Source organism: Saccharothrix espanaensis DSM 44229 (assembly GCF_000328705.1).
GTDB lineage: Bacteria > Actinomycetota > Actinomycetes > Mycobacteriales > Pseudonocardiaceae > Actinosynnema > Actinosynnema espanaense.
In genome coordinates this window covers 3,496,037-3,510,539 of sequence record NC_019673.1, presented here as the reverse complement: position 1 = coordinate 3,510,539, position 14,503 = coordinate 3,496,037, and the positions used below count along the sequence as shown (strand labels likewise).

7 protein-coding genes and 1 pseudogene are annotated in these 14,503 nt (G+C 70.1%); 6 read left to right on the top strand and 2 right to left on the bottom strand.

The genetic code is table 11. The features are described 5' to 3' along the window. Nucleotides 1-37 precede the first annotated feature (37 nt). Both BN6_RS15895 and BN6_RS15890 read left to right on the top strand, forming a co-directional pair. The gene (locus BN6_RS15895) at nucleotides 38-583 is read left to right on the top strand and encodes a YceI family protein (RefSeq protein WP_015100682.1); all 546 of its coding nucleotides are present in this window, start codon (nucleotides 38-40) and stop codon (nucleotides 581-583) included. Nucleotides 584-1,145: 562 nt separating this feature from the next. Next, nucleotides 1,146-1,649: a hypothetical protein gene (locus BN6_RS15890; RefSeq protein WP_041312903.1), complete on the top strand. Its 504-nt coding sequence runs from the start codon at nucleotides 1,146-1,148 to the stop codon at nucleotides 1,647-1,649. Between the two features lie 100 nt (nucleotides 1,650-1,749). On the opposite strand, the gene BN6_RS15885 is transcribed toward BN6_RS15890, so the two are convergent. Then, complete coding sequence (locus tag BN6_RS15885; RefSeq protein ID WP_015100680.1) at nucleotides 1,750-2,589, bottom strand: EamA family transporter; 840 nt, start codon at nucleotides 2,587-2,589, stop codon at nucleotides 1,750-1,752. A gap of 359 nt (nucleotides 2,590-2,948) precedes the next feature. Here BN6_RS15885 and BN6_RS15880 point away from each other — a divergent pair, with 359 nt between their 5' ends. Continuing rightward, nucleotides 2,949-3,563, top strand: a complete 615-nt coding sequence (locus tag BN6_RS15880; RefSeq protein WP_041312901.1) for a GTP pyrophosphokinase — start codon at nucleotides 2,949-2,951, stop codon at nucleotides 3,561-3,563. Between the two features lie 385 nt (nucleotides 3,564-3,948). Here BN6_RS15880 and BN6_RS15875 read toward each other — a convergent pair whose 3' ends face one another. Next, the gene (locus BN6_RS15875) at nucleotides 3,949-4,383 is read right to left on the bottom strand and encodes a nuclear transport factor 2 family protein (RefSeq protein WP_041312899.1); all 435 of its coding nucleotides are present in this window, start codon (nucleotides 4,381-4,383) and stop codon (nucleotides 3,949-3,951) included. Between the two features lie 116 nt (nucleotides 4,384-4,499). Here BN6_RS15875 and BN6_RS48765 point away from each other — a divergent pair, with 116 nt between their 5' ends. The 3 genes and pseudogenes from BN6_RS48765 to BN6_RS15855 all read left to right on the top strand — a co-directional run. Further along, on the top strand, nucleotides 4,500-5,240 hold the full coding sequence (locus BN6_RS48765; protein ID WP_084672666.1) for a CGNR zinc finger domain-containing protein: 741 nt from the start codon (nucleotides 4,500-4,502) through the stop codon (nucleotides 5,238-5,240). Between the two features lie 362 nt (nucleotides 5,241-5,602). Continuing rightward, complete coding sequence (locus tag BN6_RS15860; protein ID WP_063641807.1) at nucleotides 5,603-6,868, top strand: serine hydrolase domain-containing protein; 1,266 nt, start codon at nucleotides 5,603-5,605, stop codon at nucleotides 6,866-6,868. A 92-nt stretch (nucleotides 6,869-6,960) separates the two neighbouring features. Continuing rightward, a pseudogene (locus BN6_RS15855) lies at nucleotides 6,961-14,502 on the top strand (amino acid adenylation domain-containing protein); the annotation flags it as partial. Nucleotide 14,503 lies beyond the last annotated feature (1 nt).

Below are 14,503 nucleotides of genomic sequence, written 5' to 3'. Positions count from 1 at the left end.
GGTTGAGAGTTCAACCAGACCGATCGAGAAGGACACCATGACCTCGCAGACTGCGCAGATCCCCGGCTACCTCGTGGGCACCTGGGCCATCGACCCGGTGCACTCCGACGTCTCCTTCGTCGTCCGCCACCTGGGCGTCTCCAAGGTCCGCGGCCACTTCGACACGTTCGAGGGCACCATCGTGACCGCGGAGAACCCGCTGGAGTCGACGGTGAACGCGAAGATCTCCACCGCGTCCATCAACACCAAGAACGAGTCGCGCGACGCCCACGTCAAGGGCGAGGACTTCCTCGACGTCGAGAAGTTCCCCGAGCTGACCTTCACCTCGTCCGCGGTGCGCGCCAACGGCGAGGGCTTCCTCGTCGACGGTGAGCTGTCCCTGCGCGGCGTCACCAAGGCCGTGACGCTGGAGCTGGAGCTCAACGGCTTCGGCGACGGCTTCGAGGGCGCCAAGGTCGCGGGCTTCTCCGCCAGCACCGAGATCAGCCGCAAGGAGTTCGGCGTGACCGGCGGCGCGGCGGGTGCCGCGGTCGGCGACAAGATCACGATCCTGCTGGAGATCGAGGCCGCGCTCCAGGCCTGAGGAGCACCGACGAGAGGGCCCGCCGACTGACCGGCGGGCCCTCTTCGCGTTCCTGTCGTCGGGCTGCGGGCGCTTCCTCGGTTGTGTGGCAGGCGGTTCGTGGGGTTGGGGGCGGCGGGCGGCGGGTTCGTGAGCTGCGGGGTGGGCTGGTGGGGCGTGGGCTGGTGGGGTGGCGCGCGCTGCGCGGCGTTGAGGGTTGAGTGCTGCGCGGTGTTGGGGGACGAGTGCTGTGCGGCGTTGGGCGAGGACGCCTCTCGCGGTGCGGTGGTGGGTGGTGCGGGATGGTGGGTGGTGCGGGGTGGGGTGGTACCTGGATCGGGTGGAACTTGAGATTCCCTTCGGCCTAGCATTTCGGTACTTTTCCGGTCACCGCCGTGACTAGCTGTGAACCGTTGACCCACGAGCCCCGTACTAGGACGTGAGTCGCAGGTCGAGACCGGAGCAAGGTGACTCGATCCGGACACGGTCCGCTTACGGGGTCTAGACCACGTGGGTGACAAGGGCTGTACTCATGGCACTATCCGACGCGACACGCGCCGGACGCAGGCGAGGAGGGACCGGTGTGAACGCCCAGACCGAGCAGGTCGACGACCTTCGACTCGTCGCGTTGCCCACAGCGGTCAACGTCGCGGACATGTTCGTGCGCTTCTCCCTGACCGAGTGGCGGCTGCGCGGGATGCAGGACGAGGCCGCGCAGACCGTGCGGCGGCTCGTCGGCGCGGCGGTCGACGTGGCGGACCCGCGTGCGCCCGGACTCCTGCTGGTGCGGCTGCGGTTGAGCGGCAGCCACCTGGTGGTCGAGGTCGAGGGCTACCGCGTGGCGCTGCCGCCGGAACTGGCCGGAGGCCGGGCCGGGCTGGTCGACCTGACCGCCGGTGGGCGGCTGGTGTGGTGCGAGCTGACGTTGCCGTCCGGCATGAGCGCCGCGGCGGTGCCCCTCCCCCGACGCGAGCCGCGCCGCTCGCCGGCGGCGGAGAAGCTCGGCGACGAGCCGGACGTGGATCCGGAGATCATCCAGCGCATCTTGTACGGGTTGGGCGGGGCGAAGGAGCGGCGGCCCGACTAGGTGCCGGGACGCCGCTCGACCGCGGTGTCGCGAGGTGGGGCGGGGCGTGAGACGTGGGGCGTGAGACGTGGGGTGTGAGGCGTCGGGTTGGGGGCGGGGCTCAGCGTCGGGCGAGGGTGAGGAGCGCGACGCCGAGCAAGGCCATGCCGCACCAGGAGACGAGCGGTAGCCGTTCGTGCAGGACGAGCACGCCGAGCACTGCGGCGACGGCGGGTTCGGCGAGGGTGAGCGTGGTTGCCGAAGCGGCGGTCGTGTGGCGCAGGCCGTGGCCGAACAGCAGGTAGGCGACGAACGTCGTGAACACCGACAGGTGCAGGACGACGGCCCAACCGCCGTAGGTGCCGAGCCAGGAAACGCCGAGCAGGAGAAGTACCGGCAGGGTGATCACGGAAGCCCCGCCGAAGACGGTGCCCACGACGGCCCGTGACGGGTGTCCCAAGGCGATCAGGTGCGCGCAAATCACCGAGTAGGCGGCATAGGACAATCCCGCCACCAGCGCCAACGCCACCCCGACGAGATCGACGTGCGCATCGCCCCCGCCGAGCACGAGGACCGCGCACCCGGTGACGGCGGTGAGCGTGACCAGCGGGCGGGTCTTGATGCCGAGCACGATCGGCGCGGTGGCCAGCGCCACCGTGGTCGCGACCGCGACCCCGGTACGTGCCACGGCCGGGTAGAACGCGAGCGCGTAACCCGCCACGGTGACGGCACCCAGGAGAAGTAGCCGACGGTCGGCGGTGCGCAGCACGTCGCGAGTGCCACGGGCGGTGAGGAAGAGCAGAAGGCCGCCGATCACCAGACCTGCCGCGCCGACCGCTGAAGCGGGAGCGGACGACGGGGCGAGCGAACTGACCGTGCCGGTGGTGCCCCACAGGAAGCAGGCGGCGAGGATCGGGAGCGGGCCTTGGGCGAGACGTGTTCGTACGACAGCGGATGACACGGGTACGGTTCTCCGTTCGCGGAAGTGACGAGGTCGCGAACGGGCGCACGGGGCGGTGAGGTGGGCAGCTCGACGGAACAGGTCGGGTGAACAACCTTGAGTACCGCTCGGCGGAGCCGCTCCGCAGGGCATGCTCGGGCAGCTGCTACGCAAGGTCGCTCGGAGAGCTGCTACGTGAGGCTGTTCGGGAGCTGTGCCCGGGATGCCTCTCGGTAGCTGTTCAAGGAGCTGGTTGTGCGAGGTGCCGCCGACGAGGCCGCAGGTGCGCCCGTCAGGCCGCGGGCGGCGGGAGAACGACGTGCCAGTGGGTGTTCACGACCTGCATCGTAGCGGAGCCCGGGGCCGGTATTCTGGGGATCATGGACATCGGCGTCGCGGATGACCTGCTGCGGCGGTCCCTCCTGGTCTACAAGTTCGCGGTCGAAGAGCTGATGACGAAGCTCCGGATCCTCAGCGAGGAGTTCGACCTCGTCCACCGGCACGACCCGATCGAGCACGTCACGCAACGGGTCAAGCGACCCGACGCGATCCTGGACAAGTTGCGCCGCAAGGGTTTGCCGGCCGACCTGGCGTTGGCGGCGGAGCACCTGGACGACGTCGCCGGCGTCCGAGTGGTCTGCCCGTTCGTGACCGACGTGTACCGGGTGCGGGACATGCTGGCGCGGCAGAGCGACGTGGAGATCCTGAAGACGAAGGACTACATCGCCACACCCAAACCGAACGGGTACCGGAGCCTGCACCTGATCGTGCGAATCCCGGTGTTCCTGTCGGACCGGGTGGAGCAGGTGAAGGTGGAAGTCCAGTTGAGAACCATAGCCATGGACTTCTGGGCCACGCTGGAGCACAAGCTGTACTACAAGTACGACGATCAGGTGCCAGCCGGATTTGTGGACGAACTCACCAACACGGCGGCTATCGCGGCGGAATTGGATGCGCGAATGGAATCGCTGCACTTGAAGGTTCAGCGCGACTGACGGATGCGCGTTCACGCGTGATAGTTGTGTGGGTATGGTGTGGTGCGGTGTGGTGTGGTGTGGGTGTGAGTGGGCGGCCGAATTGTCGGTGGTGCGTGGGATAATGGTGATCGGGGGCCGGCGGCCGGGCTGGGCAAGGCAGCGGGCGGGGTGACCTGCGGAAACAAGCTAAAAGAGTCCTCGCCGGACGGGCGAGCCGCCAAGGATGACTGGTGCGGTGGGCGTCGTGTCATCCCCGTACGGCCCGGTCTGAAGACAACCACCCTTGAGCAGTGAGTGCAAGCGAAAGGCGTGCTTGCACTCACTGCTCAAGCGCGGTTCGCTGCGCGCGGGCCATACGGGGATGACACGACGCGGCAGGGGTATTGAGTGGGACGAGTCGGTGCTATTCGAGCGGTAGGTCGTGGGTTGAGTTCGGATCGATTCGGCGATCGGCTTCGGCGATCTTGACGTCGTTGATGCTGGCTTCCCGACGGCGCATGAGGCCGTTCTCGGCGAACTCCCAGTTCTCATTGCCGTAACTGCGCCACCACTGGCTTTCGTCGTCGTGCCACTCGTACTGGAAGCGGACGGCGATCCTGTTGGGCGTCCAAGCCCAGAGTGACTTGCGGAGAACGTACTCGTGTTCGCGCTCCCACTTGCGGGCGAGGAAGGCGATGATCTCCTGACGGCCGGTCACGAACTCGGATCTGTTGCGCCACAAGGAGTCCTCTGTGTACGCCGCCGCCACGCGGTGCGGGTCTCGGGTGTTCCAGGCGTCCTGCGCCGCCCGGACCTTGCGGCGGGCGGAGTCTTCGTCGAACGGTGGGACCGGGGTCACGTCGGCATCCTTCTCACGGTTGAGTAGTGGTTTTGACGTTAGAACCACATGCTAACGGATGCAAGTGCGTGTTAGCGTTAGATGTGTCGCCCAACGAGCCTCGTCCCGTCCGACTCATGAACACCATCTGGGCGGACCGGTCAGGTGTGCACGATGACCTGTCGTCTGTGGACGGTCTTGTCGCGTGGCTTCGAGGTGCGGGCGGGGCTGAAGGTGACGGCGTCGCCACCGCCGACCTCGCCGGCGGCGGGGCTGAAGGTGGCGGCGGGGTCGGCAGGGGCGATGGGGTTGACGGTGGTGGTGAGGCCCGCCGGGTGGGCGAAGGTGGCCGTGGTGGTGAAGCTTCTCGGGTCGGCCTGGCGAGGGACACGGCCGAGGAAACCGGTGTTGCCGGGGAGACCGGTGTGGCTGGCGGTGATGTTGGCCACGTGGGTGAGTGTGATCTTGAGGCGTTTCGGGGGTTGCGGCGGGCGTTGCGGGATCTTGCCGGAGTCGTGACGGAAGACACTCGGGACGTTTCGGGCGACCGTGATCTTGCGCGGGCGGTCGCCGAGGTGAACGCGGCCGTGCGGCAGACGGCGGCTTGGCCGCAGCTTGAGGTGGTGGGCGGGGAGCTTGTTCGACGCACCGCCAGTGCCGCGCCGGGGGTCGTCCGGGTGTTGGCGGCGATCGCCGCGGAGGGCGTCGAGCTGTTCGGCGGGGAGCGGCGGTCGCTGCTGCGGGCCTGCTACGCGCCGGGGTGCGTCCTCTACTTCGTGAAGGACCACCCTCGACGTGAATGGTGCTCGCCCGGTTGCGGGAACCGGGTGCGGGCCGCTCGGCACTACCGGCGGGTCACTTCGCGGGAGCACGGCTGACATCCGGCAAACGAGGCCGTGGAGCTTTGGTTACGGGATCTTGGAGATATCTTCGGAAATACCCCCGGGCTGGGTTGAATAGCCTTCGGCGGGTTACCCTGTGGTCAGATTACCCGTTGACAGAACTCCATGCCAGGCGAGTGCGAATAATCCTCGCAAACGTCCCCTCATTACGGAACTGACTGGTCCAAACCAGGCCGTTCGAGTGAACCGCGGAGATCAATCCAAGAACGCGTGGTTACGTCTCGACAAACCGGGGAATCTATATTCCGCAGATGCTCCGTTTGGCGGTCGCGATGATCCTGGAACGGCCGTCAACTTGGATCGAAGCCGAATGGGCTCATTCCTGTAAAGGACCTTCGATGGATACCGATCACCTCGCGCGACGATTAGCCGGACTCGTGCGCGACCACCTCGTGCCCGGCGCGCAGCTGGCCGTCCACCGACCCGGTGCCGGCCTCTGGACGACCTCGGTCGGCCTGCCCGCGGACGCGGCCGTGCCGATCGGCTCGATCACCAAGACGTTCACCGCGACCGTCGCCATGACCCTCGTCTCGGACGGAGACCTCGACCTCGACACCCCCCTGCCCGACGTCGAACACCCGCTGACGCTGCGCCACCTGCTCAGCCACACGGGCGGGCTCCCGTCCGACCCGGACGACGTCCGCACCACCTCGCTGCGCCGTCACGCGCTGGAGGCGGGCCGCACGCTGGTCCCGCTGCACAGCCCCGGCGCGGGCTTCTCCTACTCCAACATCGGCTACGTCCTGGTCGGCCACCTGATCGAGGTGGCGACGGGAATGTCCTGGTGGGAAGCCGTGGACGCGGTCCTGCTGCGCCCGTTGGGGTTGCGCCCGCACTTCACCGTGGGGCCCGAGGCGGACCGCGGCGTGGTCAGCGGGCACGCGGTCAACCTGCCGCAGCGCCGGGTCGTCCCGGTGCGCCAGTCGCTCGAACTCGTCGACGCGCCGGCCGGCGCGCTCGCCGCCAGCGCCACCGACCTGGTGACGTTCGGCCGCATGCTGGCGGGCACGCCACCGCACCTCGTGGACGAGGCGGACCTGGCGCTGATGCGGACCCCCGTACGGCACGCCGAACCCTTCGGGATGGCCGACGGCTGGGGGCTGGGGCTCGCGCTCTACGAACGCGACGGGGTGGCCTGGGTCGGCCACGACGGCACCGCCGACGGCACCTCCTGCCACCTCCGGATCAATCCCGAGGACGGCACCGTGGTGGCGCTCACCACCAACGGGAGCAGCGGGTTCGCCTTGTGGCGGGACCTGGTGCCGGAATTCGCGGAGGCCGGTCTGCCGGTCGGCGATTACGACGGGCTGGGCACCCTGCGGGACCCGATCACGCCGCCGGAGGACTGCACCGGGAGCTTCGTCAACGGTGATGTCGAGTATTCGGTGCAGCCCACGGAGCGGGAAGTGCTCAAGCTCACGGTGGACGGCGAGCCGTTCGCGGACCTGTCGATGTTCGACGGGCTGGTGTTCGCGATGCGGGATTCCGACACCGGCGACACCAGTCAGACCGGCCGTTTCCTGCGGGACCCCCGCGGGGGCGGCATCCAGTGGATCCAGATCGGTGGCCGGCTGGCCCGCCGACGGGTCCCGGAAATGGTCTGAAGAATCACGTTTGAACGTCCTTCGTCGCGGGTAAGCGGCGGCCCGGCACCAACCCAGGAAAGGCTCTGCTCGCGATGACGTCTGCCCAAAACCTGCCGAGACTGGTGAGCGCGCGGGTCGCGTGCTCACCTGACGCGCCGGCGATCGTCTCCGCGACGGAGACGGTCACCTACAGCGAACTGGAGGCGCGGGCCAACCGGCTCGCCCACCTGCTCATCGCGAAGGGCGCCCGCGCGGAACAGGTGGTCGCGGTCGCCCTGCCGCGCTCGGTGGACAACGTCGTGGCGCGGCTCGCGGTGCTCAAGACCGGCGCGGCCTACCTGCCGGTCGATCCCGCCTACCCGGCGGAGCGGATCTCGTTCATGGTCGACGACGCCCAGCCGCTGCTGGTGATCGACGGGCCGGTCGACGTGGGCGGGTGGCCGGACGTCGACCCGGGGGTGGAGATCTCCGCCGACCAGCCGGCGTACGTGATCTACACGTCCGGCTCGACGGGGCGGCCGAAGGGGGTCGTGGTCACGCACCGGGGGCTGCCGGCGTTCTCGGCGGCGGAGGTGCTGCACTTCGACGTGCGGCCCGGTGACCGGGTGCTCCAGTTCTCCTCCCCCAGCTTCGACGCGTCGGTGCTGGAGCTGTGCATGGCGCTGCCCGCCGGGGCCGCGTTGGTCGTCCCGCCGGAGGGGCCGCTGCTGGGCGACCAGCTCGCGGACGTGATCGAGGAGTTCGGCGTGACCCACGCGCTGATCCCGCCGGTCGCGCTGGCCACGGTGCCGCGGCGGGCCCTGCCCCGCTTCCGGACGTTGATCGTCGGCGGCGACGCGTGCTCGGCGGACCTGGTGGAGCAGTGGGCGCCGGGGCGACGGATGATCAACGCCTACGGGCCGACCGAGTCGACCGTGGTCACGTCGTGGAGCGAGGCGCTGGTTCCCGGCGGGGCGTCGCCGCCGATCGGGAAGGCGATCCCGGGCACGGTGGTCCGCGTGTTGGACGCGGACCTCACGGCGTGCGACGAGGGCGAGTTGTACGTCACCGGGCTCGGGTTGGCCCGCGGGTACCTGGGGCGGCCGGGGTTGACGGCGTCGCGGTTCGTGGCGGACCCGTACGGGCCGCCCGGGTCGCGGATGTACCGGACCGGCGACGTGGTGCGGCGGTCGGCGGACGGCACGATGGACTTCGTCGGGCGGGCCGACCACCAGGTCAAGATCCGCGGGTTCCGGGTGGAGCCGGGCGAGATCGAGGCGGTGCTGGCGGGGTTCCCCGGTGTGCGCCAGGTCGTGGTGGTGCCCCGGGACGAGCCGAAGCGGCTGGTCGCGTACGTGGTGGGGTCGACGGACGGGTTGCGGGAGGGCCTGGCGGCCACGCTGCCCGACTACCTGGTGCCGTCGGCGTTCGTCGAGCTCGACGCGTTCCCGTTGACACCCAACGGGAAGCTGGACCGGGCGGCGTTGCCGGCTCCGGTCGTGGGCGAGGTTCCGGAGGACTTCGTCGCGCCTCGCACCGAGGAGGAGCGGCGGGTCGCCGAGGTGTGGGCGGACGTGCTCGGTGTCGAGCACGTCGGCGCGCAGGACGACTTCTTCGCGCTGGGCGGGGATTCCATCCTGGCCGTGCGGGCGTTGGGACGCCTCGGCGGGTTGCCGGTGCGGGCGATGTTCCAGCACCGGACGGTGGAGGCGTTGGCGCTGGCGCTGCCCGTGCACTCGCCGATACCTCGGGTGCCGCGCGGGCAGGCGTTGCCGTTGTCGCCGGCGCAACGTCGGTTGTTCTCGTTGGACGGCACGGCGGAGCAGAACACGGCTGTCGGGTTGCGGTTGACCGGGGCGCTGGACGTGCCTCGGTTGGCCGGGGCGTTGGATGCGTTGGCACAGCGGCACGACGCGCTGCGGACGACGTTCGACGTCGTGGACGGTGTGCCGGTGCAGGTTGTCGCGGCACAGGGATCCATACCGTTGGTTGTCGGGGACGCGCAGGACCTGGCGGTGCCGTTCGACCTTCGGCAAGGGCCGTTGACGCGGGCCGTGCTGACGGCTTCGGGGTCCGATGAGCATGTCCTGGTGCTGGTGCAGCACCACATCGTGACCGATGGTTGGTCTGTCGGGGTGCTGGTGGAGGAGCTGGCCGCGCTGTACGCCGGGGAGGAGCCTCCCTCGGTCACGGCGCAGTACCCCGACTTCGCGGTGTGGGACGCGGCTCGACCGGTCGGGGACGTGGCGTACTGGCGGACGAAGCTGGCCGGCCTGGAGGCGCTGGACCTGCGGACCGATCGGCCTCGGCCGGCGTTGCGGAGTTCGGCGGGAGCGGTGTTGCGGCGGCCGCTGCGGGCCGACCTGGTCGCGCGGTTGGCCGGAGTCGGGCGGGCGCACGACGCCACCCTGTTCATGACCTTGACGGCCGCGGTGCAGGTGTTGTTGTCGGCACGCAGCCGGCAGCGGGACATCGTGCTGGGCACGGTGACGTCCGGGCGGGACCACGCGGATCTGGAGCGCGCGGTCGGTTTCTTCGTGCGCACGCTGGTGCTGCGGTCGTGGGTCGACCCCGAGTTGCCGTTCACCGGGTTCCTGGACCACGTCCGGGACACCGTGCTGGAGGCGTTCGCGCACGACGACGTGCCGTTCGACCGGGTGGTGGCGGAGGTCGGCGTGGACCCGGACCCCAGCCGCACGCCGTTGGTGCAGGCTGTCGTGGCGTTGCAGCCGCCGTTGGTGCGCGACGGCCGGTTCGGCGATCTCGTGGTGGCCGAGCACGACCTGCCGCGCCCGAACGCGCGGTTCGACCTGGTGGTGGAGTTCTGGCCGCGTGATGACTCGCTGGCCCTGACGATCGAGTACAACACCGACCTGTTCGACCTCTCGACGGTCGAGGTGCTGGCGGACGACCTGGAGACGTTGCTGCACGACGTCGTCGAGGACCCCGATCGCGAGTTGCGGCGGCTGGTGGCGTTGGACTTCCCGCCGGACGACACGGTCCGGGTGCGCGGCGTGCGGGTCGACCCGAAGGCCGTCGAGGAGGCACTGCGGCGGCACCACGAGGTGACCGACGCGGCGGTCGTGGCGACCGACCGGCGGCTGGTGGCGTACGTGACGCCGGAGGTGAACCCCGCCGCGTTGCAGGGCTTCCTGGCTCAGGTGCTGCCGGCCCACAGCGTGCCCACGACGTTCGTGGGGCTGGCCCGGCTCGACCGGGACAATCTGCCCGCCCCGCCGGAGGAGCCTCGGGTCTACGTCGCGCCGCGCACGCCGGTGGAGGCCACGCTGGCCGGCATCTTCGCCGAGGTCCTGGGTGCGGCGCGGGTCGGGGTGCGGGACAACTTCTTCGCGCTGGGCGGGGACTCGATCCTGGGTATCCAGGTCGTCACGCGGGCCCGGCAGGCCGGGTTGGTGCTGACCTCGCGGGACATCTTCGCCCACCAGACGATCGCGGCGCTGGCTCCGCACGTGCGGCGGGACCTGCCGCCGGTCACGGACCAGGGAGCGGTCACCGGCGACGCCCCGCTCACGCCGATCCAGAAGTGGTTCGTGGGCACCGGATCCACGTTGTTCGACCAGACGTTGGTCGTGGACTTCGACAGTGACTTGGACGTCGGCGCGGTGAAGGTGGCGGTCGAGGCGTTGATCGCCCACCACGACGCGTTGCGGATGCGGTTCGACGGTGATCGGCAGTTCAACGAGGCGGTCGGGTACGGGAAGCCGTTGCTGCGGGCCGAGGTGCTCGGTGCGCGGTCGGTTCTGCTGGTGGCGCACCACTTGGTGGTGGACGGGGTGTCGTGGCGGATCCTGTCCGAGGATCTGATGACGGCTTATCGGCAGGTGGTGGAGGGATCGCCGGTCCACATCGGACCCAAGACCACCTCTTTCCGGGACTGGGCTCGGAGGTTGCACGGTCACGCGGTGGCTGGGGGGTTCGCTGACGAGCTGCCCTACTGGTCGGCGGTGTCCGGTGACGGGGTCCCGGTCGACCGGGACGGGGCGAACACGTTCGCCACGACGCGTGAGGTGGGCGTGCGGTTGACCGAGGCGGAGACCTCGGCGCTGCTGCGTGACGTGCCGGAGGTCTACCACACGCAGGTCAACGACGTCCTGCTGACCGCGCTGGGGCGCGTGCTGGCGGACTGGACCGGTCGGGACCGGGTGCTGGTCGACCTGGAGGGGCACGGGCGCGAGGAGCTGTTCGACGACGTCGACCTGTCCCGCACGGTCGGCTGGTTCACCACGGTCTTCCCGGTGGCGCTGGAGGTTCCGCGCGACTGGGGTTCGGCGTTGAAGTCGATCAAGGAGCAGTTGCGGGCCGTTCCGGGGCGCGGCGTCGGGTACGGGGCGCTGCGCTACCTGGCGGACGGCCCGGGGTGCGACCCGGCGGTGAGCTTCAACTACCTGGGGCGGTTCACCGGTCAGCGGGACCTCGACCTGCTGGCGGACCCGGACATGCCGCGCCCGCACCTGCTCGACGTCGTCGGCAAGGTGCAGGACGACCGGTTGGAGTTCTCCTGGTACTACAGCTCCGCCGTGCACGACGACGCCACGGTCGAGCGGCTCGCCGAGGCGTTCGCGGTGGCGTTGCGGGCGATCCTGGCGCACTGCGCGGAGCCGGGCGCGGGCGGGCGGACGCCCTCGGACTTCCCGCTGGCGCGGCTCACCCAGGAGCAGGTCGACCGGATCACCGGCGAGGACGCCTACCCGTTGACGCCGATGCAGGCCGGCATGGTGTTCCACGGCCTGGGCGAGCAGGGCGTGTACTTCCAGCAGACCACCTTCGTGGTGGACGGCGTGCCGGACTCCGGGGCGTTCGCGGCGGCGTGGCAACGGGTCGTGGACCGGACGCCGGTGTTGCGCAGTTCCGTGCTGTGGGAGGACGTTCGCGAGCCGTTGCAGGTCGTGCACGAGCGCGCCGAGGTGCCGTTCACGTTCCTCGACTGGAGCGGGCTGGACGAGACCGAGCGGGCCGCGCGGCTGACCGCGTTGCTGGCGCAGGACAAGGCGGCCGGGATCGACCTCGGGGTCGCGCCGCTGATGCGGGTCGCGATCGTGCGGCTGTCGGCGGAGTCGGTGCGGGTGCTGTGGACCTTCCACCACGTGCTGCTGGACGGCTGGAGCGTGTTCCAGGTGCTGTCCGACGTGCTGGGCGAGCCCGCCGAGCGGCGGCCGTTCCGGGACTACGTGGCGTGGCTGGCGGCGCAGGACGACCAGGCGGCGGAACGGCACTGGCGGCAGGTGCTCGGCTCGTTCGACTCCCCCACGCCGCTGCCCGCCGACCGGCCGGGCACCGGCTCCGCGACGTCGTCGGCCCGCCTCTCGGTGGAGCTGACCGAGGCGGACTCGGCGCGGCTCTACGAGTTCGCCCGCGCGCACCGGGTCACGCCCAGCGCGATCGTGCAGGGTGCGTGGGCGTTGTTGCTGGCCAGGTCGTCCGGGCAGCGTGACGTGTGCTTCGGCGCGACGGTCTCCGGCCGGCCGCCGGACCTGCCCGGCGTGGACGCCATCACCGGCATCTTCATCAACACGCTGCCGGTGCGGGTCCAGGTCGACGGCGCGCGGCCGGTCGCCGACTGGTTGCGCGACCTCCAGGCGGCGCAGGCGGAATCGCGCCGGTTCGAGCACGTCCCGCTGACCAGCCTCCAGGCGTGGAGCGGGGTCGAGGCGGGCACCGGGCTGTTCGACAGCGCGGTGATCTTCGAGAACTACCCGGCCGACCTCGCCGACGGGATGGGCCTGCGGGAGCTGGAGGCGGTCGAGATGACCAGCTTCCCGCTCAGCGCCACCGTCTACCCGGCGGACCGGCTGGGCGTGCTGCTCGGCTACGAGCCGGCGATGTTCGACGCGGACACCGTGGCCCGGTTGGGCGAGCGGCTCACGACGCTGCTGGTCGGCCTGGTCGCCGACCCGGACCGGCCGGTGGCGCGGGTGCCGTGGCTGTCCGAGGCCGAGCGCCGGCAGGTGCTGGTCGAGTGGAACGGGCAGGCGGCCGGCGAGCCGTCCTCGACCATCCCCGAGCTGTTCGCCGCCCAGGCGGCCCGGACGCCGGACGCCGCCGCGGTCACGTTCGAGGGCGTTTCCCTGACGTACCGCCAGGTGGACGAGCGCGCGAACCAGCTGGCGCACCACTTGGTCGGGCTGGGCGCGGGGCCGGAGCGGTTCGTGGCGCTGGTGCTGCCGCGCAGCGCCGACCTGGTCGTGGCGGTGCTGGCCGTGCTGAAGGCGGGGGCGGCGTACCTGCCGATCGACCCGGCATACCCGGCCGACCGGATCGCGGGCACCATCGCGGACGCGAAGCCCGTGGCCGTGCTCGACGCGATGCCCGATGTGTCCGGATGTCCGGTGGTGGCGCCGGACGTGCGGCTGACGCCGGACAACGCGGCCTATGTGATCTACACCTCAGGGTCGACCGGCAGGCCCAAGGGCGTCGTCATCCCGCACGGCAACGTCATTCGGCTGTTCTCGGCGACCAGTCACTGGTTCGGGTTCGGCGAGAACGACGTCTGGACGCTGTTCCACAGCTACGCCTTCGACTTCTCCGTCTGGGAGCTGTGGGGCCCGCTGCTGCACGGCGGACGACTCGTCGTCGTGCCGTACGAGATCTCCCGATCGCCCGCCGAGTTCGCCCGGTTGCTGCGCGACGAAGGCGTCACCGTGCTCAACCAGACCCCCTCCGCGTTCTACCAACTGGTGCCCGAGCAGCCCGACCCGCGGTACGTGATCTTCGGCGGCGAGGCCCTTGACCTGCACAAGGTCAAGGACTGGCAGGGCAGCGGCGCCCTCATCAACATGTACGGCATCACCGAGACCACCGTCCACGTCACCTACACCGAGGCCGACGGAAGTATCGGCGAACCCATCCCCGACCTCCGCGTCTACGTGCTCGACGACGACCTCGAACCGGTACCGCCGGGTGTGACCGGTGAGCTGTACGTGGCCGGGCCGGGCCTGGCCCGGGGCTACCTCGACCGGCCGGGGCTCACCGCCTCGCGGTTCCTCGCAAACCCTTACGGCACAGCGGGTACTCGCATGTACCGGACCGGCGACCTCGGCAAATGGCTCAACGGGAAGCTGCACTACCTGGGCCGGGCGGACCAGCAGGTGAAGATCCGCGGCTTCCGGATCGAACTCGGCGAAATCGAAACCGTCCTGGGTGCGCATCCTGCCGTCGCCCAGGTCGTTGTGCTGGAGCAGGAACAGCGTTTGGTGGCGTACTACGTGCCGAACGGGGACGTGCAGGTATCGGAACTGCGCGGTCACGCTTCGAGTGCGCTGCCCGAACACATGGTTCCTACGGCGTTCGTGGCACTGGATCGTCTGCCGCTCAACGCCAACGGCAAGTTGGACCGCGTCGCGCTCCCCGCGCCCGAGCGCGACGCGGTCACCTCCACCGAGTACGTCGCCCCCCGCACGGAGACCGAAGAGGCCATCGCGGCCATCTGGGCCGACGAACTCGACGTCGACCGGGTCGGTGTCGAGGACAGCTTCTTCGCGCTGGGCGGCGACTCGATCCGCAGCCTGCGCATCACGTCCCGGACCAAGGCGGCGTTCGCCGTCGAGCTGTCCCCGCGGGACGTGCTGACCGCCCGCACCGTGTCCTGTCTCGCCGACCTGGTCGAGGACCTGGTGCTGGCCGACCTCGAAGCCCTCATCGACCGGGAAGCGTGAA